At 38.2% G+C, this 22,860-nt stretch carries 15 protein-coding genes and 1 pseudogene; 13 read left to right on the forward strand and 3 right to left on the reverse strand.

Annotated elements, in window-relative coordinates; all coding sequences use genetic code 11:
- Positions 1-1,259: 1,259 nt before the first annotated feature.
- The 7 genes from KPL72_RS21525 to KPL72_RS19580 all read left to right on the forward strand — a co-directional run bounded on the left by KPL72_RS21525 (position 1,260) and on the right by KPL72_RS19580 (position 10,323).
- Positions 1,260-1,502, forward strand: coding sequence for a recombinase family protein (locus KPL72_RS21525; protein WP_219704143.1), 243 nt, complete (start codon positions 1,260-1,262; stop codon positions 1,500-1,502).
- Positions 1,435-1,818: a recombinase family protein gene (locus tag KPL72_RS19555; protein WP_219704144.1), complete on the forward strand. Its 384-nt coding sequence runs from the start codon at positions 1,435-1,437 to the stop codon at positions 1,816-1,818. Before KPL72_RS21525 ends, KPL72_RS19555 begins: the two co-directional genes overlap by 68 nt.
- Positions 1,818-2,255, forward strand: a complete 438-nt coding sequence (locus KPL72_RS19560) for a VPA1267 family protein (protein ID WP_219704145.1) — start codon at positions 1,818-1,820, stop codon at positions 2,253-2,255. The genes KPL72_RS19555 and KPL72_RS19560 overlap by 1 nt, the downstream gene beginning before the upstream one ends.
- Positions 2,252-4,432, forward strand: a complete 2,181-nt coding sequence (locus KPL72_RS19565) for an AAA family ATPase (protein ID WP_219704146.1) — start codon at positions 2,252-2,254, stop codon at positions 4,430-4,432. Before KPL72_RS19560 ends, KPL72_RS19565 begins: the two co-directional genes overlap by 4 nt.
- Before the next feature lie 89 nt (positions 4,433-4,521).
- Positions 4,522-6,792 (forward strand): tellurite resistance TerB family protein, encoded by a 2,271-nt coding sequence (locus KPL72_RS19570; RefSeq protein ID WP_219704147.1) that lies wholly within the window; start codon positions 4,522-4,524, stop codon positions 6,790-6,792.
- Positions 6,793-6,796: 4 nt separating this feature from the next.
- Positions 6,797-8,122 carry an ATP-binding protein gene (locus tag KPL72_RS19575; protein WP_219704148.1) on the forward strand — a complete coding sequence of 442 codons (1,326 nt, stop codon included), beginning with the start codon at positions 6,797-6,799 and terminating at the stop codon, positions 8,120-8,122.
- Positions 8,119-10,323, forward strand: a complete 2,205-nt coding sequence (locus KPL72_RS19580; protein ID WP_219704149.1) for a DEAD/DEAH box helicase — start codon at positions 8,119-8,121, stop codon at positions 10,321-10,323. Before KPL72_RS19575 ends, KPL72_RS19580 begins: the two co-directional genes overlap by 4 nt.
- Positions 10,324-10,639: 316 nt before the next feature.
- Here the strand turns inward: KPL72_RS19580 and KPL72_RS19585 are convergent, their stop codons facing one another.
- Entirely contained in the window at positions 10,640-10,807 is a 168-nt protein-coding gene (locus KPL72_RS19585) for a hypothetical protein (protein ID WP_219704150.1), read from the reverse strand.
- Between the two features lie 417 nt (positions 10,808-11,224).
- On the opposite strand from KPL72_RS19585, the gene KPL72_RS19590 reads away from it, so the two are divergent.
- The 6 genes from KPL72_RS19590 (at position 11,225) to KPL72_RS19615 (ending at position 22,119) form a co-directional block, all read left to right on the forward strand.
- Positions 11,225-12,655: a S1 family peptidase gene (locus KPL72_RS19590; RefSeq protein WP_219704151.1), complete on the forward strand. Its 1,431-nt coding sequence runs from the start codon at positions 11,225-11,227 to the stop codon at positions 12,653-12,655.
- A 145-nt stretch (positions 12,656-12,800) separates the two neighbouring features.
- A complete protein-coding gene (locus tag KPL72_RS19595) occupies positions 12,801-13,076 on the forward strand; it encodes a hypothetical protein (protein ID WP_219704153.1) in 276 nt (91 codons plus the stop codon).
- Between the two features lie 267 nt (positions 13,077-13,343).
- Positions 13,344-17,081, forward strand: a complete 3,738-nt coding sequence (locus KPL72_RS19600) for a hypothetical protein (protein ID WP_219704155.1) — start codon at positions 13,344-13,346, stop codon at positions 17,079-17,081.
- A gap of 244 nt (positions 17,082-17,325) precedes the next feature.
- Positions 17,326-19,230 carry an ATP-dependent nuclease gene (locus KPL72_RS19605; protein ID WP_219704157.1) on the forward strand — a complete coding sequence of 635 codons (1,905 nt, stop codon included), beginning with the start codon at positions 17,326-17,328 and terminating at the stop codon, positions 19,228-19,230.
- A complete protein-coding gene (locus KPL72_RS19610; protein WP_219704158.1) occupies positions 19,227-20,891 on the forward strand; it encodes a UvrD-helicase domain-containing protein in 1,665 nt (554 codons plus the stop codon). The genes KPL72_RS19605 and KPL72_RS19610 overlap by 4 nt, the downstream gene beginning before the upstream one ends.
- Positions 20,892-20,997: 106 nt before the next feature.
- On the forward strand, positions 20,998-22,119 hold the full coding sequence (locus KPL72_RS19615; RefSeq protein ID WP_219704159.1) for a hypothetical protein: 1,122 nt from the start codon (positions 20,998-21,000) through the stop codon (positions 22,117-22,119).
- A gap of 105 nt (positions 22,120-22,224) precedes the next feature.
- Here KPL72_RS19615 and KPL72_RS19620 read toward each other — a convergent pair whose 3' ends face one another.
- Positions 22,225-22,362, reverse strand: coding sequence for a hypothetical protein (locus tag KPL72_RS19620; protein WP_024025206.1), 138 nt, complete (start codon positions 22,360-22,362; stop codon positions 22,225-22,227).
- Between the two features lie 148 nt (positions 22,363-22,510).
- Positions 22,511-22,860: pseudogene (locus KPL72_RS19625) on the reverse strand (hypothetical protein); the annotation flags it as partial.

The raw sequence follows: 22,860 nt of genomic DNA on the forward strand, positions 1-22,860 counted from the left end.
TTGGCTACTACAATAACATAGGCTTAAATATTTTATTAAAAACTTCTTTTTAATGCACATTGCACAAACACGGTGCAACGTGGCTCCTTTTGGCGCATGTGTCTTGTTTTTTAGGGTGGCTGCTTGTATTATTTATCTTGTTCCTTTTGTGATATTTGTGCTGCGGAGTAGTGAATTTTAACTATTCTCGGTTCCATAGCTTCAAATAGTCATTTTTAGCCCAGTTTTACTGGGCTTTTTTATGTCTATTGGTTGACGATTGCTATTCCATCCCTATAATAGCCCACCAAATGAAATGTAATGATCTTTGTTCCGTTAGCTCAGTTGGATAGAGCAAGAATAAAACCCTTAAAACTTACCAAACAGTGAGTGAGTGAGATATTTAGGGAGTGTTAGTTATGGTAAGTTTACAATTTTTAAATTACAATTTACCAAATTGAATATATATGCCCCGTTAGCTCAGTGGATAGAGCAACCGCCTTTATGCTTGTGGTAATTATTTGCTACAAAATTTAGGAGCTTCGCTTGGGAAACCTTGTGAATGTAATGAGTCAAATTCGAGGAAACCTTCTTGTCGTATGACAAATGGCAATCTCGAGCCAAGCCCAGCTTTTTGATGGGAAGGTGTAGAGACTAGACGGCTCACATCTAAGCAACTTGATTGTATGATGAAGGGATAGTCCAGACCACAAAGCCTTTTGGTGGTAGTGAAAACTATAGTGGTAAGCTAAGCGGTAGGTCACTGGTTCGAATCCAGTACGGGGCACCATTTAAATTATTTTTTCCTAATTTTTATTAATTTTTTCTCGGTTATATTTATCTTCCCTCTCCTATTAGTAGTGCATGATAAACATTCTTAATGTGTCATTTATTTATTATCTGATTCAATAGGATTAAGTGTTCATAGCATCAGATCTTGTGATAATAACGTTTAGTTAGTTTAATTAATTCAGTTTGTATATTACTTAAAAATATTTCTGAACATCCCCCCGCTGGTTTTAAATCTGAATTATTTTACGACTTATTAGGTTGTTTTGGTCTAAAAGAAACGTCTACTCCTGTTTTTCCAGTTTTAAATAGCTGTTTATTCCTAATGTTTTAAAGATTCATGGGGTTAGTTTTTGAACTACACCCAAAACCCATCTTGAAAAATAAACTAAAGACTAATCTTTATTAATGTACATGTACTTATTGAATGGACTTGATAAAAGTACACCTTTAACTTCTGATGAACTAAAGTTATAACTTTGGTACGTATGATGTCACACTTGATTGGTTATGCTCGTGTAAGCACCATAGCGCAATCACTGAGTTCACAATTCACTGTCCTAGAGAGTGCTGGGTTCCAGAAAATATTTTCAGGAAAATATAGCGGTAGTTCAAAGGATAACGATGTTCAGCTTCAATCTCTGATTGATTATATGCGTGATGACGATGTCTGTCGTAACATTGCTAGACAGGCTTGGTCGTTCCCTAAAAGCTATTTTGAGAACCATCGATAAAATTCATGAAAAGAATGTCTCCCTTAAAATGCTGAATGGCTCTTTAGATAATTACCAACGCACAGCTCTATCACAAGCAATGGTTTCACTCATTGGCGTTTTCGCTCAACTAGAACGCGACTTAATTTATGATAGAACAAGCGAAGGTCGAGCTGCGGCCATACAAGCCGGTAAGCATATGGGAAGGCCTCCCAAAATCAGCGACAACGAAAGAAAGCAGATACGTAAGCGCCTCAAAATTGAGAGTATTTCTAAACTGTCACGCGAATTCGAGGTAAGCAGACAAACTATCATGCGAATAAGGGATGAAAAGTAATGGCTAACGGGCAACAAAAAGCACAGCAAAACGTCGACTCTTTTGAAGTTTGGAAAGCGACCCAATCAGATGATGATTTTCTTCAAATTGCTTACCGAGGTCAGTTAAAGCGTAGCGAAATTGCAAAGGCCATTGGTTGTGGAAAGTCGGCGCTGATACAGAACCCTGTTTTAAGAGAAAGTCTTGAGAAACTTGAGACTGAGTTAAGGGCTCGTGCTGTGTTGCCGCAACTGACAGCTGAGTCTGAAACAGCGAAGTCTAACCCAAAGAAATACGATGCTAGCCAAGCCTCTAGGCAACTGGAGTCTAGAAGGTTATCTCAATTAGAGGCTGAAAATATCGAACTTAAAGCCAAGGTTAGAGCATTAGAGTCTCGCCTGGAACGCTTCGGTGAGTTGTCTGAAACTCTGTCTGAGATGGGGTTCATGCCTCGATGAATAATGCCATTCAAGAAGATCACGTTAGGATAACTAGCATTCCTTATAGTTCTTCTAGTCTAGTTATCTTCACCGGTGTACCACTGGAAAAAAACTCCTACAAAACTGCTAGCGGTAAATATTTCGTTACTATTAAAGCAAATCCTGAATCAATCCCAGTGCAACCGGCAATTGGGCAGTATTGGATAGTCAAAGGCGCACGACGCATTGAGAAAGTGGTAACAGGCGATTACGTAATGCTACAGCATATCTATGAAGTACCAGATTATGTTGAATGTACTCTGCCAGAGTCAGGAGAACAGCTAATACAGTTCATCGCCAAAGAAAAAGCGTTTAGAGGGATTGGAGAGGTTAAGGCCAGAGCTCTATGGGCGTTGCTAGGCAACTCTTTCCACTCCACCCTGCAAAATGACACACTTGAAGCCAGAAATCGCCTTAAAGGGGTTTTGAGTGAGGATTCTATTGATGCGCTTTACGAAGGGTATGAGAAATATAAAAATCTCAAACATACCAACTGGATGACGCTGCGTGGTATTCCAGCTTCAATTCAACAACGACTGCTCAAGTTCCATGATGACAAATCTGTCGACGCAATACAGGACAACCCTTACCTACTATGTGGATTCGGAATGTACTTTGATGATGTTGAAGGCCTTATTAAAAATTGGACTTTTGAAATTGCGGCTGATGATCAGAGACGACTTAGTGCAGCCCTAGAATTTGCCCTACGAAAGCAAGTTGAAAAAGGGCATACCTATACCAAGCGTGAAGACCTAGTACCTGTACTGAACAAATTACTGAAGAACAACGATTTGGTCGCAAGCGCATGCAAAGCAGGACACGATAAAGCTCAATTTCTGCTGAATAATGACACTCTGACGTATCACCCAACCGCTCAACTATTAATGGAATCTACCGTTGCCAAACGCCTGTTAACAATGGCTGACATTGACGGTTTGTATGACCGAAAAACCAGTCAAGCTTATCGTGCGGCCCTCAAAGAACTACCTTATGATCTAACAGCCAAGCAAAAAGAAGCAGTGGGAGCATGTTTAGATAATGCTGTAGCCTGTATAACCGGAGGGGCTGGAACAGGTAAGACGACAGTGCTCAGAACAGCGCTTAGAGCCTTTAGTTTAATGGGTTATTCAATTCATGCCGTTGCACTAAGTGGTCGAGCTGCAATGCGTCTACATGAGTCTATTGGCTTCACGACGATGACTATTGCTGGCTTTTTGAGAAACCCACCATTGGACAGCACAGGTAGCGATAAAAACCTATTGGTAATTGATGAAGCAAGCATGGTTGATTTACCGACCATGTATCGGATCGTTACGCATATACACCCATCTGTACGGATCGTATTAACGGGCGACCCGGATCAACTGCCGCCTATTGGGTGCGGAAAAGTATTGGCTGATATCGTTCACTCAAAACGAATAGCAAACACCATGCTGGATATTGTGAAGCGTCAAGAAGGAAGTACTGGAATCCCTGAGTACTCAAAGCTTATTAATCAGGGAGAGATTCCTCCGAAACTTTCTACCGCCTCTATATTCTTCCATGAGGCTAATAGAAGCGATATAACTGATAGATGTTGCCTTCTGTATCGTGAAAGCCCTGATAATAGTCGTATTATTGCGCCTACTAGAAACATGGTCTCTGATATAAATAACAAAGTTCAATCGGCAGTAAATAGTCATGGCCAAATGCTTAGATTCACCATGTACTCTGAAGAGTTCTTCTTAAAGCTACGACTAAATGATGCTGTTTTGTTTACGAAGAACCTTTATCACAGAGGCATCCAGAATGGCAGCCTTGGCGTTCTTAGTGGCGTTGAGCCAGAACAGGATGACTCAGATGAGTTGACTGAAACATACTTTGGTGATGTGACACTTGATACGGGTGACAGGATAAAAATCACACAAGACGTCTTGGATTGCATGGAGCTGGGTTACGCCATCACCCTACATAAGGCTCAAGGCTCACAATTTCCACGAGTGATCATTGCATTGCATAAAGGCAGAATAGTCGATCGTGCATGGCTGTATACAGCCATTACCCGTGCAGAGAGTGAAATACATATCGTAGGAAGTCAGGAAGATTTCATTGCAATTACAGAGGCCAGTAGCAACGCGAGTCGAAGAAATAGCTACCTTCTTAATTTGCTAATTTGAGTTTATAAATACATCCGATGGGGCTAGGATGGACTTTCTATGCTTTACTAGATCACATTTCAACTGAAAATATAAGAATCGAGGTTAACATGGAGTTTTGGCTATTAATTGGAATCGTAGTAGTGTTTTTCTACATCACCAAAAAAAAAGGAACCTCCTCAAAACAAAAAAGCCAGAGTAATAGACTAAGCTCCGAAAATGACATTAACGTAACTATAACAACTAGTAATCGAGTGGTCGCAAAAAGCAATCATGACGACGACGATCTAGCTACCTTTAGTATTTCTTATGGTTATGAAGAAGAAAAAAGCAAAAACAAAACTTCAGGAAAATGGGTAAAACCAGATGAATCCATCACCATAAATGGACAACTGTTTACTAAAGGTAATTTTTATTTTGGTGGACAGCTTAATTCATTAGATGGTTATGGAACGGAAGCCTCATTAGTTGATGATTCGCTAAAAATTGAACATCAGCTGTCAAGTTATGAGGATGAAAGCTTAGGCTATTGGCCTAAATTCATCTCACTTACTCCTAAAGGGCGTGGAGCTTTCCTCAACTGGTTATCCGGTAATAGAAGTGATCCAGATACTCCTTTAGGTTATGTATTTATTTATTTCTATGGCATCGAAAGACGAATTACTGTTGATTCAATTAAGCAGACCGTAGATGACGCAGAATTTAAGTCTTTGTTTAACGAAATACTACGTTTAAAAAGCATTTACGGTAGTAGCCGATCTTTTTCAAATTATGCCACACGTCTATTGGAACTCATGTGTCTACTACGCCCTAAAGTAGTATCACATCCAGAACTTGAAAAAAGCCCACAAAGAGATTCTCTTCTATTTAAACATCGCTTAGCCACTACAGTAAGTGAAGGAACGCCTGTTCCCGCTGAACTGGCATTGGCATGGATTCGATTTTATCCAGATTATAATCTGAAGAAACCGGCACGGCGCTGTGACTATGAATTTAGTCGGATGTTTGAACTACGTTATACAAAAAAATATGGAAACGGTGTTATTGTTAAACCTAATAAGACACGACTAAAGATTGAGTATTATCCAGCAAGTTCTTCCTTACGTGGCGTATCATTCCCTCAACAAGATCTTCCTGACCCAAGTAATTTGAAAGGTCCTGTAAATAAGCTGATTGCCCTAGCAGATGAATGTACGACCGAATTAGAAGCGTATAGTCGTTACCTTGCTAAACCAACCACGTCTCGCACTGATATTGAAGCTGTATTGTTACTGCCTGATGATCTTAGTGATTTAGGTGCGGAGTTAGGGTTGGGAGAATTTCAAAAATGGGCAGATGATGCTATTTCAACAAAAAAAGGGTTGGTAGATGTTGAGGAGTTCTGGACATATACTAAATCGCCTTTGCCTTCCAAGATCAACAAAAAGGAAGCTGAACTAATTCAGAACCTTGCTCAAAAAGCCGGATATGGCATCGCTCCTGATACTCGTTACCATCATTCGAAGACGAGTGCAGATGGAAAGCTGGTTCTATTTCCTGAAGGACACGGCAAATACTTTGAACCATCCAAGGCTTATAGTGAAGTAGGTATGGCACTTCGTTTAGGGGCAATGGTTGCCGCTATTGATTCGCATGTAGATCAGGCGGAATTAAATTTATTAACACAGCTTATTGATCACAGTACCAATCTATCACCTACCGAAAAACAATCACTACACGCCTACTTAGTTTGGAGGCTCAATACGCCTTCAAATATCACAGGTTTGAAAGCGAGACTGGAAATATTAGGTAAAACAGAAAAAGCAGCGGTTAGTCGCATACTTGTTGGTGTGGCGATGGCCGATGGAAAAATAGACCCAGAAGAAATCAAACAGCTTGAAAAACTTTATACCTTGCTAGGTCTTGATAAAGCCCTTGTTACAGGTGACATTCATGGAATGTCATCAAGTAAAGGTGGTTTACAATCTTCAAGCTCTCCGTCAGAAACAACTTCGTCAGCTCTTACTTCGTTCCAGTTAGATGAAAATATCCTAGCGATTCATGAATCAGAAACCAAAGATGTGCAAAGCATGTTAGGTGCAATATTTGTGGAAGACGAATCTACAGGAGAGTCCGATGACTCAACTGACGATAGCTTTAATATAGAGGAAGAAGCCGGAATTGATAAACAGCATTATGCCTTGTTTGAAAGCCTGATACGGAAAGATAAATGGTCTCGTGACGAAGTGGAATCGCTATGCGGAGATTTAGGTCTTATGGTTGGCGGAGCATTGGAAACTATTAATGACTGGTCTTTTGATAAAGTGGATGCAGCTGTACTTGAAGATGATGGTGATGCTATTTATGTTGATCAGGAAATCGTAGCAGAGATAGAAGGTTAAACTTATGGAAAAACGTATCCGGTTAAAAGAACGTGACGCAATAATTCAATCACTGAAATCGGGGGTGACTCCCAAAATTGGGATTCAGCATATTCAGGTAGGTAGAAGCAATGAAGTCAAAGCGTTGTATAAGGATATTGAAAGAATCTCTCAGGGTGGCGCAGCATTCAGACTTATCATTGGTGATTATGGCTCAGGGAAAACTTTTTTCTTAAGCGTAGTGCGTTCCATTGCTCTTGAAAAGAAGCTGGTTACAGTCAATGCAGATCTTTCACCGGATCGACGAGTACATGCTTCTTCAGGTCAGGCACGGAACCTGTATTCTGAGCTCATGAAGAACCTAGCAACCCGTAATAAACCGGATGGAAATGCATTAGCCAGTGTTGTAGAGCGGTTTGTAACTCAGGCTCGTAAAGAAGCAGATGAAAAAGATATCAGCGTTTCAACAGTAATACATCAAAAGTTAGCCTCTTTGTCAGAACTGGTTGGCGGGTATGATTTTGCAAAAGTCATTGATGCTTACTGGAACGGTCATGAGCAAGATAATGATGAGTTAAAATCAAATGCTATTCGTTGGTTGCGAGCTGAATACACCACTAAGACAGATGCGAGAAGGGATCTTGATGTCAGAACGATTATTTCTGACAATTCTTTTTATGATGCTTTAAAACTTATGAGCCTATTTGTACGTCAGGCTGGCTATGAAGGCTTACTTGTTAATCTAGATGAGATGGTTAACCTTTACAAATTAAGCAGTACACAAGCGCGTACATCCAACTATGAGCAGATTCTACGAATGCTAAATGACTGCCTTCAAGGCTCAGCTGAATATCTAGGTTTTTTATTGGGTGGAACTCCGGAGTTCTTATTAGATCCTCGTAGAGGACTATATAGCTATGATGCATTACAATCCCGTTTAGCTGAAAACAGCTTTGCAAAGCGAGCAGGTGTGATTGATTACTCCTCCCCAGCACTTCACCTATCGAGTTTAACTCCAGAAGAACTTTATATTCTTCTGAAGAACTTACGCCATGTTTTTGCTGAAGGTGATACTTCTAAATACCTTGTTCCAGATGATGCTCTCAAGTCATTTCTACAGCATTGTAGCCAGACTATCGGAGATGCTTATTTTCGAACGCCGAGAAATACTATCAAAGCGTTTTTAGATATGTTGGCCGTACTAGAGCAAAACCCTTCTATGCAATGGTCGCAGTTAGTTCAATCTATTGCTATTGAGGAAGATCATCCAAGTAATACAGATGAAATTTTTGTAGACGAAGGAGCTGGAGAAACAACGAAATCTGATGGACTAGCTGATTTCAAATTATGACAGATGAATATCAACTTCTTGATAAGCGTGTACAGAAATGGTTGTTTAACCAAGGGTGGCCTGATTTAAGAGAAATCCAAAAACGGGCAATCATACCGATTCTAGCTTGTGATAAAGATGTGCTAATTAGCGCATCAACAGCGGCAGGTAAAACAGAAGCTTTTTTTCTACCAGCATGTAGTGCAATTGCTGAAGAGAAAAGCGGCTTTGGTATTTTGTATATCAGCCCTTTAAAAGCACTGATTAACGATCAATACCGCAGGCTCGAGAGTTTAAGCGAAATGTTGGATTTGCAAGTTACGCCGTGGCATGGTGATAGTCTTCAGTCCAAAAAGAAGAAAGCCAGAAACAATCCTTCTGGTATTCTGTTAATTACCCCAGAATCCTTAGAGTCACTGTTAGTCAGAGAGCCTGGATGGGTAAAACAATCCTTCACATCCCTTAAATATATTGTTATTGATGAATTTCATGCGTTTATCGGAACAGAGCGAGGTCAGCAATTACTTTCTCTGCTTACTCGCCTAGAGCATCTTATAGGTCGAATTACTAATCCTATTCCACGGGTTGCTTTAAGTGCGACACTAGGAGAGCTTGAAAAAGTACCTCTTTCTCTTAGGCCGAATAAAAGTCTGCCTTGTGAAACTATTACTAGTAGTCAGCACCAAAGCACTATTAAAGTTCAGGTTAAAGGATATTTAGAACCTGTAGATATTATGGCTGATGATACATGTACCTCATCAGAACAGCAGATTTGCAAGGAAATATTTAGGCTCTGTAGAGGCGACTCACATCTGGTATTTGCCAATAGCCGCAGTCGTACAGAGAGCATTGCTGCACAGTTAAGTGATTTATGTGAGCAACAAGTTGTACCGAATGAGTTTTTCCCACACCACGGCTCATTAGCTAAAGAACTCAGAGAAGATTTAGAAGCCAGATTGCAAAAGGAAGCTCTTCCTACTACAGCTATTTGTACTATGACTTTAGAGCTAGGTATCGACATTGGGAAAGTGAGTTCTGTCATTCAGGTTACTGCTCCACATTCAGTATCAAGCTTACGTCAGCGGTTAGGTCGATCCGGTAGAAGAAATACCCCTTCCATTTTACGAATGTTTATCGCAGAAAATGAACTGAGTGATAAATCTAATATAGTAGATGGTCTTAGGTTAGAGCTTGTTCAATCACTAGCAATGATACGCTTATTAATTGTAGATAACTGGTTTGAACCAGCAGATACAAAGCAAATGCATTTTTCTACATTTTTACACCAGATTCTAGCTGTCATTGCTCAATGGGGAAGCGTCAGAGCAGACCAGCTTTATTCTTTATTATGTGAGCAAGGATCATTCAAAGAAATATCAATTCAGCACTTTAAACAACTCTTGTCCCATATGGGGACCGTCCAACTAATACAGCAACTTAATAGCGGTGAATTGGTTTTAGGGATTGAGGGTGAGCGCCTTACCAATTCCTATACTTTCTATGCTGTTTTTAAAACACCAGAGGAATTCCGTATCGTTGCCGGAAGTAAAACTCTAGGAACGTTACCAGTTGATTCACTAATTTTAAAAGGTCAGCACATCATATTTGGTGGTCGTAGATGGAAGGTAACTGATATTGATGATGAAAAGAAAGTAATCTATGTGACTTCTACTAAAGGTGGTAAACCTCCAAAATTTAACGGTAGCGGCATGTCGATTCATGACAGAGTTCGACAAGAGATGTTAAGAATCTATTGCTCTGGTGACTATCGTATTGAAGTTGGTAATCAGAAAATAGATTTTGTGGATAAGATCGGAAGTCAGTTATTTCAAGAAGGAGCGTATTTTTTCAAAGAAGCCAATCTTGAAAATCAGCCCATATATCAAAGTGGTAAGCACTGTTATATTTTTTCATGGATGGGCGATAAAGTAGTTAATACTCTTACTATTTTGCTAATTAAAAGCGGGTATGTATACAGTAATTTTGCTGGTGTTATCGAAGTTCAGAATGCGAGTCTCGATGCCTTAAAGGATTACTTTATGGATATCATAATAGATGGGGTGCCTGATGAAACAGAGTTGGCTAAAATACTTTCATTACAACAAAAAATGATTGAAAAGTATGACGATTATTTGCCTGAAGATTTGTTAAACGCAGGGTACGGAAGAAAAGCGTTTGATTCGAAGGCCACTAAAGAATGGATATCAGGTTTACTAACTTAGTTGTATTAGTCTCCCTTTTCTAAGTCATCAGCTTGCCTGCTACATCAACCATTCAGACCTAGCTTTGGTATGACTAAACTTAAAATCCTCCAATACTTGAAATACATTGGAAGTTAATCATGCTTATAGCTTGATTAACTCGATACTATTTCCCCAGAACCCTAAGCTAAGCTATCCTCAATTTTACAGAATTGAGGATAGTTGTAATTTACCATAAATGGCTGATATTCCTCACTACCCCCCTGCAGTTACAAAAGCTAGACTGCGGTTTTTATACTTTCTACCATAAAAAAGCATAGCCCCTCCCAACTTAGCACTAGAGAGTTTTGAAAGTGTTTTCCTTAAATGGACTTAGTGTTGAAAGGATATCTTGGAGTTGTTCTATCTGCTCAGCAACTTCGTGTTGCCTTTCTTTAGGTACTTCGGATATATCTTGAAATGAAATACGCTCTAAATCTGTGAGCAATCGTTTGAGTTGTTCCATGTGTTCCTCCTTGAACAGTTTGAAAAATCATATTAACTGTTTTAAGTGCTATAGACTATAAACCCACAGCATAATTTCTATAGCCATAAGCAAGCCTAGAGCCAAGAAGACCCGAAAGCGCTTTTCAACACCTGAGACTGAAACAGTTTATGAGAGGCAAACACACCAATCTACTCTTGAGTAAGCTAAAAATTTAGCTCGCAATACTCTTTCTGTACATTAAATGTGATATTTAAACTCTGATCTCTTAGATTATTGATTTAAGAAATAGTTACTATCCTCTTATCAAGATCATGGCCAAAGGTTCATTTGGGAAAAGAAAGGAAATAGACTCCTTTCGTGCAGGATCATAGATAATTTTGTAGTACTCTATGTTACAGCTGTACACCATAGAAATTAATACTATTAGAGGTAAGCTTGAAAAACTCATTCCAAACAATGATTGAACGTCCTGTAAGTAATATTTTAGATCGAGCTTGTAAATGGATCCGTCCAGAGTTTCATCCAATTGATGGAATTGGTGAAGAGGAGTTGTGGAGCCTTCAAGGGTTAATAGTTGCAATTGGTTTTATAGACAGTGAACAACAATCCATTATAGGTAGCGGTATCATGATTGCTCCAGGACTTTGTCTTACCGCGACTCATGTTATTGAAGAAACTGAAAAGAAGCATGCGTTACTATTTACGTTTCCTAATGATAGCAACATGAGAATTTGGACGCCAGAAGACTTCTCGGCTCAAGAAAAAATATCAATTGAATTAATTCCCTTTCAAAATCCAGAAGCAAAATATAGTGATGTTGGTATTTTATCGTATTCACCATTTTCAAAATTCACTGATAAAAATGATTATTTATTTGCTCCTATTGAAGCATCCGTACCTAAAATCGGAGAACGACTCTGGGCTACTGGCTATCGAGAAATATCTAATGATGGTGTACCCACTATATCATTCTTCATAACTTCTGGACTCGTAACTGAGCAATATTTAGAAGGCAGGGGCTCCCATATTAATGGACCGTGTATAGAGGTTGCCATGCAAGCATTAGGCGGTATGAGTGGAGGGCCAGTGTTTAATGCAGAAGGAAGAGTAGTGGGTGTTATTTCCTCTTGTTTAGAAGGCCAAGATGATTCAAAAGGCCCTACATACGTTTCTCTAGTTTGGACATCACTATTATCAACAGTACATTCGCCATGGCCAGAAAATCATTGGCCAGAAAATGTAGCTGGTATCCAGACATCTTCAAATGGGCAAGGTGCTAGACTATTAGGAGAGGCCCGATTTGATAAAGATGGCGCTTTTCGTGTTAAATTTCCAGAGCAGAGTTCAGAGTCAATGTTATTAGTCTTAAAGTCTGCTGGTGTTGAGCTTCCAAGTGAAGATTATGAGTTTTCTGATTTTGCATACGATAATTTTGAAAAGTTTCTTGAAGTAAAAGGTCTTAATTATTTATCTGAAGTAGATAAAAGTATTTTTGATAGATCTCTGATGCAAAAAGAATATACGGAAACGTTAAAGTTATTTAAGTGTATTGATGCTTATATTATGGAAGGTCTAGAAGATTTACTTATCCAGTCTGTTTCATTGTTAGAAGATGGAAATGTGGGTGTTGATGCTTTCTTTGACATGAGAATTGTATTTGTTAGATTACAAATACCTATAGTTGAGCACAAATATCATGAGGCTGCAATTACCTCTATAGCTAGTCTTCACAATCAAGAATTGGATGAGGACAACGTCTATTATGATCATTATACTAGACCATTCTACAGAGTTAACTTTACATATAATACTCAGTCACAAGAATGCCAAGATATAAGGTTTCAGCTTCTATCTATGAAAATATGAAGAAAGGCACTTAGCAAGTCGTTTAAAAGGAAAAAAGCTGGTTTGTTCTACTTCGTCGCTAGTTTTAGCCAATAATTTTTTGCCTCTTAACGAGGCGTTAAGTTTATAAAGGAGTTTGGGTGTCATCTGATAAGGAAATTCCCAGTTGGCATCAGTACGAATGGCTAATTTCAAAGATATTTCACGACAACCAAGCTTCATTGAATACAAAAGCATTAAATGTCTTTTCTACGACTTATGCATTCACAATGGCAGCCTTGGCATTCTTAGTGGCATTGATTCTGAAGGGAACATCTCGTATGAGTCAGCTGAAAAATACTTTGGTGATGTGACACATGATAGTGGTGAGAGAATACAAATCACACAAGACATATTGGATTGCATGGAGCTGGGTTACGCCATCACTCTACATAAGGCCTAAGGTTCACAATTTCCACGAGTGATCATTGGCAGAATCGTCGATCGCGCATGGCTGTATATATCCTTTACCCGTTCAGAGAGTGAAATACATATCGTAGGAAGCAAGGAGAATTTCATGGTTTTTACTGCGGCCAGCAGCAATGCAAGTCGAAGAAATAGCTTTCTTTTTGACTTGCAAGTTTGAATATTATAAACCCATTCGATGGGGCTAAAATTTATCGTCTAGTAAAGTCTGAGAAGTATAATCAGATATGGAAAAGGAATTTAAATGTCTAAATCTAATAAAAAGCCTAGAAAATCTAAACTTTCTAAAAAAATAAATACTTCTAAGTTGGGGTCTTATGATCATGCAGTTTTTTCGTTGAGAAGAATTTTTTCTGAATATAGCTTTGAAAGTGTTATTCAATCAATTATTACATCAGAGACTTGGATTCCAAATAGATCAAGTAATATAAAACATCAGTTGGCTTGGAATATATTGATCTCAATGGATGTTAATGAATTTAAAAGCAATAAAGAAATAAATAACTACTCGCAATTCACTGATTTTATAAGTACTGTTTATCGTTTACTGCCTAGTTTCCCTGCGGAAGATTTTGTGCCTGAAGCTGATTGGGGAGATATATTTTCTGATTTTAATGGTCGAGTGATCCCTGTTTTTTTTGGTGGATTTGTAGAGCGAATAACTGATTATATTAAGGCATTTGAAATTAAATATGCAAATCATCCTGATATATTAGAATCAATGGAGATGGCTCTAGTTACCCAGTCTGATTTTATAAGCGCTATTGATAAAGAAAATGCAGGTGTTGTAAGTGATATAACAACTGGCTATCTTTCCATACCAACTAAAGTGTTTTGGGAAAATGTGAAAGATGCAATCAAAAAAATTAATAAAAACAAATTTATAAAAGAGCTTTCTCATCCTTATATCATTAATTTGGATGATGATAAGGGTATGGTTGATGAATACGAATTTGACGATTTAGTAAGTCAGGGAGAAATGCAGAAAAAATTGTTTTTAGAGTTTGAAAATAAATTATTTCCTATGTCTATCAGGAATTTTTCAAGTGTAATAATTCAACACTGGAGCACTAATTATAATGTCATACTTGGTGAGTACGATCAGTTATGCTCATTATCTAAATTTATAGACTCTAATGTTGAAAAAAGTATTCCTGGTCCTAATATTTTTTTCAAAGAAAAGAATAACCCAGAGTGGTTTTTTCCAAGTATGATGGTATCTGAAAATAATTTTTTTATACCTGTTCCTATATTATATAGTGAATGCGAGAATATTGATTTTTTATCTAATAAATTGCTTGGCGAATTTTCAAATGCAGAAGATTTTGATTTTTTAAATATAGAAAATAAAAAAAGATTTGTAGTCGATGAAGGGGGCGATTTTTTAAAAGGAAATATAAAAATATTGTTTATAATTATGGAGCTTACCCCTTCTATATTGCCTTTTGATATGCCTAAAAAACCTGCGTACGCTATTTTTTTAAGTGACTTTATAACTTTGATTTCATCTTATGAAAAAAGTGACTCGCTATTAGATATTATGGACTTTGATGGGGATGGTTCTATTTTCTTAATGGCTGGGATGATAGATAAATTAGCAGCATATAAAAATTCGGATTCAGTAATTGTCGGAGGTGCTATAACACCAAATCAGATTTTTTTAGATCCTCATTATGGTTGTGAATGGAGGTATGATTACTTATTGAAATATTGGCGGGTGGCTCCAAAATATATTCCGGTTTCAAACTTGTCATGGAATATCGGTGATAATTATGGCGGTATAAAATCAATTTTATCTAAAACTGATTTTTGGGTTTCTTGGTATACGGTTATAGGATGTTGTGAATTACACTTTTTTTGTAACCTTAAAAATAGTAAATTAGATGAGAATAATATTGAATTGTTGCTGCTATCATTAGAATGTTTTACTGACGCCATTAAGCAGCGAAATGAAATATTATCTAATGAAATTATTTTCGATAGAGAGTTTATACATATTCAATGTGAAGCTGATGTTGATTTTTTGGTTAATCCTGATTTAAATGAAAATAATGAGAGTTTTTTAGGAGGTGATGTTTTTTCTAAATTTTATTTTTCTGATATAGATGATAATTTTAAGGCTTCTTTAAATTTAAAACTAATATTTGACTCTTTACAGAAGCCTGTGGACGCTTCATTTCAAGCTAAGTGTACATGTGAAATTCTAAAAAACTTAGAGTTCCATATTTGTAGCGATAAATTAGATGAATCCTTGTACTCTAAAGTTTTGGAAACTTCATCTAGACCTCCTAGGATAAATGTAAATATAGTCGATAAGCATATATCAATTCCAAACGAGAGTTTTTATAATGGTGCTTCTGGAAAAGATTACAAAACTGCAAGGAAAGAGGTCGCTTTCATTCTTAAAGATCTAGATATATCTCCAGGTCGTTATGATTTGAAGGCCGCAAAAGAAATAATTGATAATGCTAAAGAAATATACAGAAAAAAAATACACGAAGAATTAAAAAGATTTGATAGGGATGACCTTTTAGTTTTTTTTATTGAACAGAATGAAAGTTTGATTAATTATCATAAGAATAAGCAAGAAAGATTAAGGCAAAGTTTGAGTCATGAGGTTTCATTTGATCGAACTTCAGCCCAATATGAATCATCTGAAAATTTAACTAAAGATTCAAAGAATTATAGATACTTAATAGAATATTGTGTTGGTAAGGAAGAGTTTGGAAGTGAAATTCCATCTATAAATGATATTCTTACTATTTTGGGGAAAGTTGACTGGTTAATGGTTTTGTATTCTGCTAGTGATGTCTTGCATAATGATATTGAAAAAGGCGGGATTGTTGTTGATGATGAGTATATACCAGAAGTATTTTATTCAGAAGAAAGAAAGGATAAAGAAACTCTTTATAAAGAGCATGATGCAAGTTTAAAACTAGGTTTAACTGGTAAGAAATCTGACAGAGTCGAAGTTTCTGATGAAAAATCACTTGATGATATATGTTTGGCTTTTTTAGAAGAATTTGGTTTTAACTTTATATTAATGCTCGACGTTTTAAAGGTTTTGTCAAGATGGACTCATTTTTCATCTGTAAATACTCCAAAGTATTCATATAAATTTGAAAAAGAGTATGTTTTATCTATCATTTCAAAAACTTTAAGGGATTCTGATGTTTTGGAAATTGAAAAAGTTTTGCTTTTTCTTACGTTAGATCCTGAAAAAACAAGAAAACTTACAGGAAAAGATATTTTCGAGTCTGATGTTCCAATATGGGAGCATAATAAAAGACCTCATCGTTATACTATTAGACCGATTATTCTTTTAAATGATAATATGCTTATTTGGGGTGCTCATTCAGTATACCAAGCAAAAAACATATGGCGAGAAAGCCTTTTAGAAGGTTTTTTACCAACAGATCTTGGTTCAATAAAAATAGATAAATCACTTAGAAATATTAAAGAAAGCTTAGAGAAAAAATTAGAGGTAGTATCTTCTGAAATTACATCAAGGTTTGCGCCTTACTATATTTCTGGAATTGATTTTAAGCGCCGCTTCTCTAAACTTAGTTTGGAAGATGTTGGTGACTATGATGTACTTGCATACTGGCCTACAAAAAATATTTGGCTCACTATTGAATGTAAATATACACAACCTGCGTTTTGTTTTAAAGACTCAAAGAGGTTAAGAGATAAAATGTTTGATCAATCAAAGGGTAAAAGCCACTTATGTAAAATTAAAAAACGTAGAGATTTTTTAAATTCAAACTTCGATTTAATCCGATCTCTTTTAAATTGGCCAGCACCTGAAACACAAAAATTAAGCCAGGTTATAGAGTTATATGTTAGTAAGTATAGTTTTTGGTGGATGTTTTCCCATCCTTACGAAGTACCTACAAAGTTCGTTCAAATTGACTTGTTAAACCAGTGGCTTGAAGAGAACCTACATGAAATGGGGGTAACGGATTTTAAAAAAATTGAATAAAATTATTGATAGATAGCTGGGCTTAATTCAGGCCTATTTAAGATAGGTTTTTATATAATCCCTAGAGTTAAGCTACGGCTGTTTCGACAAAATAATTGATTTAAAGAATGTGCTTTTAAATTTTGAGAGTGATTCTATTTTTTCTTCTTATAGATATGACGTTTAAGTTTATACATAGCATGATCTAAAGCTTACAATTGATTTATAGTTATTTCAAACAGAGTTACTAAAATAAGGTATAGGGATGAACCTACACAGCGTTCGGATTTCAAACTTTCAAAGTTTTGGTTTAAAGCCCACAGAGCTTACATTGGAAGATATTACTTATTTAATTGGCCCCAATGGCTCAGGAAAAACAGCTGTACTTCAAGCTTTGTGCAGACTATTTGCTTTTGATCCATCATTGCGCCGTATTCAGCGATCAGATTTTCATGTTCCGCATAATGAACAGGAATTACCAGAAGAAAGGCTACTGTGGATTGAGGCAGACTTCGAGTTCCCCGAGTTGGATGACGAGGGAGATAACTCGACTATAGCTCCTCATTTTAACCACATGCGCCTTGATCGTCCTGATGGCATTCCTAGAGTTAGATATCGTTTAACCGCTACTATGGGGTTGGACGGGGATATTGAAGAGACTTTTGTTTATGTTCTTGAGGCTGGCCCGGATGGCTCTCCTTTAAACCCTCAAACTGTTCCTAGGTCTGAGAGAAATCACATACAGGTTCACTATCTGCCAGCCCGTAGAGATCCCACAGACCATATTAAATATGGAACAAACGCTCTGCTTGGTCGCCTGCTGCGGGCTGTAAATTGGGAACATGAGCGTGAAGAGGTCAAAGGGTTAACTGATCATATTAGTGAAAGTTTGGCGGCCAATCCATCAGTTAATGCTTTTAGTTCCCGATTAAAAAAAGTATGGGGAACTCTTCATAAAGGTAGTTATTTCACGGATCCAAAGATTACTTTTGTGGCATCAGAAATAGAGATGCTACTTCGTCATCTATCTGTGTCTTTTTCACCTGGTCATAATGAGAAAGTTGTTGATTTTTCACGACTGAGTGACGGCCAGAAGTCGATGCTCTACTTGTCATTAGTACTTTCTTCTCAAGCAATTGGACGTGCCGTTCTTTCTGGTGAAGACGACTCATTTGATCTAGAGAAGTTACGCCCACCTGTCTTTACTTTAATTGCTCTTGAGGAACCTGAGAACAGCCTGTCACCTCATTACCTGGGCCGGATTGTTACTGCTCTGAATTCCATGACATGCAATGAAGACGCTCAAGCTTTAATTGCTACCCATGCACCTTCAATGTTGCGACGTGTCGATCCGGAAAAAATTCGCTACCTTCGACTAACCGAAGTTCGACAAACAATAGTTAAGAATATCCAATTACCCGAAAAATCTGATGAAGCGCACAAATTTGTTCGTGAAGCCGTTCAGGCGTTCCCTGAGGTTTTCTTCTCTCGTTTGGTTGTTTTAGGTGAAGGAGATAGCGAAGAGCTAGTGCTTCCACGTATTCTCAGTGCAAAAGGTGTGGCTGTAGATGAATTTGCGGTCACGATTGCTCCTTTAGGCGGTCGGCATGTTAACCATTTTTGGCGTTTGTTATCTGGATTGGAAATTCCCTATCTAACGCTTCTTGATTTGGACTTGGCTAGATATCAGGGAGGCTGGGGAAGGTTAAAATATGTAAATGATAAAATAGCAGACTTTCAACCTGACAATGTACTTCCTAAGGACTATAGAATACCCAAGTGGAATAATGATGATCACAAAGTACGTGCTTATCCTCACTACTTTAAGGAATTGAGGAAACGAGGAGTATTTTTTTCCTACCCGTTGGATTTAGACTTTTCAATGCTCATTTCTTTTCCAAAAGCTTATGCTGTTCAGCAGGAAGCCCCCAGTAGCTCTGTTATAACAGCAGTTTTGGGCAAGAGCCACTATGACTCGTCTCAATATTCCGATGATGAGTTAAATCTTTTCTCTACTTATCACAAGCACTTTAAACTGGGTAGTAAGCCTGCTGCACATATAGATGCCTTGGCTCAAATTAGTGATAAGGATTTATTAGCGAACATGCCTAAATCATTCAAACAACTCGCGGATGCTGTAATTTCTATGCTTGAAGGTTTGCCAGAATGATCTCCATCAATGCTTGGTTACCTGCGGATGGGCTGATACTTGAGCCCAATGCGCTACGTGCTGCAAAAGTGCAAGAGGGTTGCCTTGCTCTAACGGCTGGACCAGGTGCAGGCAAGACAGAAATGCTCGCGCAGCGAGCTGATTTCCTATTACGGACTGGAACCTGCCGTTATCCGAAGAGGATACTAGCTATTTCTTTCAAGGTTGACGCAAGCAAAAATTTAAAAGAAAGAATTCGTCGTCGTAGTGGTCAAGAATCAGCTTCTCGTTTTGATAGCTACACATTCCATGCTTTTGCAAAGCGTATTATTGATCGCTTCCGAATTGTGCTTACTGGTGATGATGCTCTTGATGTGGATTTCACGATTGGCGACAAAAAAATTGCCAGAAAGCAAATTACATTTCAAGCTCTTGTTCCGTTAGCAATTCAAATTCTTCAGATCTCTAACGTTGCAAGAAATGCCGTACGACAAACTTACAGCGATGTTTTTTTGGATGAATTCCAAGACTGCACGGATCAACAGTATGAACTTGTAAAAGTTGCATTCCAAGGCACTAGTATTCGCCTCACGGCTGTAGGCGATACCAAACAAAAAATCATGGGATGGGCGGGAGCTCTGGATGGTATTTTTCAAACATTCGCAGAGGACTTTGCTGCTGTTCCACTCAATATGTATCGAAACTTTCGCTCAAAACCACGCTTACTTCGGATGCAGAATGAAATAATTCGTGCACTCGATCCCACTTCTGTAATGCCAGAAGACCAGCTTGCTGGTGAAGAGGGAGAGGTCTTCGCATGGCAATTCGAGAATGCTCAGGTAGAGGCTGACTACTTGGCTAATTTGGTTGCTGTTTGGATAAACGAACAAGTTCCATTATCCGAAATTGCTGTATTAGTGTCTAAGCAACCCGAGCTTTACGCCAACCAACTTATGGCCGCTTTGGAAGTTAGAGGAATACCATACAGAAACGAACATCAGATGCAGGATATTACTGTCGAGCCAGTTGCACGACTCGTTGTTGACTATTTGTCCTGCCTCTATGGCCAGCGAGAGCCCAAAGCCTGGATTCGACTTATGAATCAATTGACTCCCTTCGCTGATGATGAGGTTCAGTCTAGTGCTAGGCAAAACTTTCAAAGCTTCTTCAAACAACAGCGAAAAATAGTCATTATGGCCGGTTTGGATGAACCGTTTTCGGGATGGTGGGATGCTGTGCGGCGCTTTTTAAAAAAAATAGGCATAGAGACCCTTGTAGCTCTATCACCTGACTATGAGTCTCATGTTAGGTTAGGTGAAGTCTTGAGTGATACAAAAGCTCGCATTGACGAACTGCTTGGACTTGTCTCTGATTTGCCGCAAGCTCTGACTCGTTTTTCTGATGACCAAGCTGTACGTATTTTGACTATTCATAAGAGCAAAGGATTGGAGTTTGACTCAGTAATAATCATGGCAGTAGAGAACGAAATATTCTTCGGGAAACCCGAAGCTGAGAGGTGCGCTTTCTTTGTTGGAGTCTCTCGGGCTAAGAGGAGACTTATTCTTACCCATGCTGATCAAAGAGACAGGCCAGCAGGTCACAAAAAAATGTGGAATGTAGCTCGTACACCACAAGAAGAATATTTTAATTACGCTGCACCATTTTTAGATCCTGAAGTATAATATGACCTCATAAACGCCTATTGTTTTATCAGATTTTAATATCATGAATTATGTAGTAAGGCTCTGATAGTCCACCCTTTTCAAATACCATCTTGTGATTAAGCTAATGAGTAGTGAAAAAGTAGTCATCAAACCAATCATAAAGAAAAACCCTTTTATAAAGACTCCTGATGAGGTCGCAGAATTATTTGGCTTTCCTACCTCCATTCGAAGTCAGATAAAAATTCTTGCTGCCTTGTTTGGGCAAGAGGTGAAAGTTAGTGATCGTAGCCTTGATAACTTGTCGGGAAAGGGAGTGTCTGAACAAAAAGCAGATGAGGCACTCGCTCCTATGCTTACACTGTTAGATCAGCTCAACCTCAATCTTGATAACTTCATTCCGATAGGGACTAGCACAGACGATCTTAAGACCTTATGGCGTGCAGCTATTAAAAGCTTTGCAGCGGGGTTTGAGTCAGCTGCTCAGGACACGAGTTTTCTACAGCCTCTCATTGCTTTTATCGAAAGGCGATGTACTGAGTATGAAGCTCAGCGTGAATGGGGCTCTAACCATCGAGGTGTAGATGAGCAAAAGCTTCTTACTCTAATTGCCGAATTTTATCGTCCAGTTATCGATAAAACTGCTTTGAATTCAGAACAACAAAATATAGTTATCCAATTATTTGAGAGGCTTTCTTTAGAACAGAATATTCAAGCGAACCAAGACGAAATAGAAGCTATGGGACTTTTTACGCAAGACTTCAATTTGTCTTTATTCGCTGCCTTTGATCTAGTTGCTCTTAATTGGAAGCACCGTCATCAAGAAGGTATAAAACAACACAATAGTTTTCTGGTTAAAATTCTAGCATCAGATGGTAAATGCTACTTTGGTAAACTCATGTCGTTTATCAAAGAAGACACTGGCGTTTCATTTCGAACATTAGCTCAGTATGTACCCATTCAGCAAGAAAGTACGGAAACAGGTCGGACTTTGTTAGAAGTACAAGTTGAACGCCTAAAAGAATGGCGTAAAGGAAAAACTAAACCTAGCTTTGCAACGCTGGAAAAATTTTGCTCAAACTTTGCTTTTGAAGACCAACTTCTTTTATTTATTTATTGCTTGATTTGCCAAGCAATAGACCGTCTGCTCGTCAAATATAAAACTGATGAGCAGAGGATGCTTAAAGAAATTTACTCAGCAGATAACTACCTGTCCTACTATTTGAGAGAAAAAGAGACGGCCGCTTAAGCGGCCGTATATCAGTCTATTTCTTAGGTGGGTTATTTCCTCACCCTTTGCCTGAAGGGTTGCCACTACCATTTTTAGTCGGCCAGTTCGGATTATTCGTCGGCATTATTGATCCTCCCAATCTTCTGGTCTTTCTTCCTCACCACGAGACTGCCAATATGAGTCATTGTTTGGGTTTAGTTGGTCTGCGCGATTATCAATATCATCTTGAGTTTGTTCGTAGTCACTTTCGAATTGAGACATTGTATGTTTCCTTTATTAACTGAGCAGCACCATTGCTGCTATAAGGAAATACTACTATTGAAGCTCTTTGTGAAATAAGGGGGGTTAAGAGCGCACATTAAAAAAATATTGGTTAGGTAAGAACCAATCCTTTGGTGTAAGAGTGAGCCTATAAATAATACGAAATGATTTTCGATTTGAATGAAGACATTGCCAGTTCATTCAAGCATGTCTGTTTCAATAGTTCATGATCGTTACTCAAGATAAATTCACCAAGATTAGTTTCTGGTGTTAAAATGCCGTCTCTGTAAGAGTCTCGACTACCACCATTTGTTGAGCTTGGGGTGTCTATGCTATTTAGCAATTCTTCTGTTTTTTGGTAGTTGTAAGTGCCCGGAATTGCTTTGTTCAGTCGTTCTGCGAATTCTACTAAGTTTGGTTCTGCCAACATGTACATATTAGCGACAGGTGACTGATCTTTGGTCATTCGTATGATGCGCCCAAGGATCTGACGGAAGT

Origin of the sequence: Marinomonas lutimaris (assembly GCF_019426345.1) — a bacterium.
In the GTDB taxonomy this organism is placed as follows: Bacteria; Pseudomonadota; Gammaproteobacteria; order Pseudomonadales; family Marinomonadaceae; genus Marinomonas; species Marinomonas lutimaris.

Coding starts and splice junctions, on each gene's coding strand:
- KPL72_RS21525 (WP_219704143.1), top strand. CDS start 1,260: ATGTCACACTTGATTGGTTATGCTCGTGTAAGCACCATAGCGCAATCA.
- KPL72_RS19555 (WP_219704144.1), top strand. CDS start 1,435: ATGTCTGTCGTAACATTGCTAGACAGGCTTGGTCGTTCCCTAAAAGCT.
- KPL72_RS19560 (WP_219704145.1), top strand. CDS start 1,818: ATGGCTAACGGGCAACAAAAAGCACAGCAAAACGTCGACTCTTTTGAA.
- KPL72_RS19565 (WP_219704146.1), top strand. CDS start 2,252: ATGAATAATGCCATTCAAGAAGATCACGTTAGGATAACTAGCATTCCT.
- KPL72_RS19570 (WP_219704147.1), top strand. CDS start 4,522: ATGGAGTTTTGGCTATTAATTGGAATCGTAGTAGTGTTTTTCTACATC.
- KPL72_RS19575 (WP_219704148.1), top strand. CDS start 6,797: ATGGAAAAACGTATCCGGTTAAAAGAACGTGACGCAATAATTCAATCA.
- KPL72_RS19580 (WP_219704149.1), top strand. CDS start 8,119: ATGACAGATGAATATCAACTTCTTGATAAGCGTGTACAGAAATGGTTG.
- KPL72_RS19585 (WP_219704150.1), bottom strand. CDS start 10,807: ATGGAACAACTCAAACGATTGCTCACAGATTTAGAGCGTATTTCATTT.
- KPL72_RS19600 (WP_219704155.1), top strand. CDS start 13,344: ATGTCTAAATCTAATAAAAAGCCTAGAAAATCTAAACTTTCTAAAAAA.
- KPL72_RS19605 (WP_219704157.1), top strand. CDS start 17,326: ATGAACCTACACAGCGTTCGGATTTCAAACTTTCAAAGTTTTGGTTTA.
- KPL72_RS19610 (WP_219704158.1), top strand. CDS start 19,227: ATGATCTCCATCAATGCTTGGTTACCTGCGGATGGGCTGATACTTGAG.
- KPL72_RS19615 (WP_219704159.1), top strand. CDS start 20,998: ATGAGTAGTGAAAAAGTAGTCATCAAACCAATCATAAAGAAAAACCCT.
- KPL72_RS19620 (WP_024025206.1), bottom strand. CDS start 22,362: ATGTCTCAATTCGAAAGTGACTACGAACAAACTCAAGATGATATTGAT.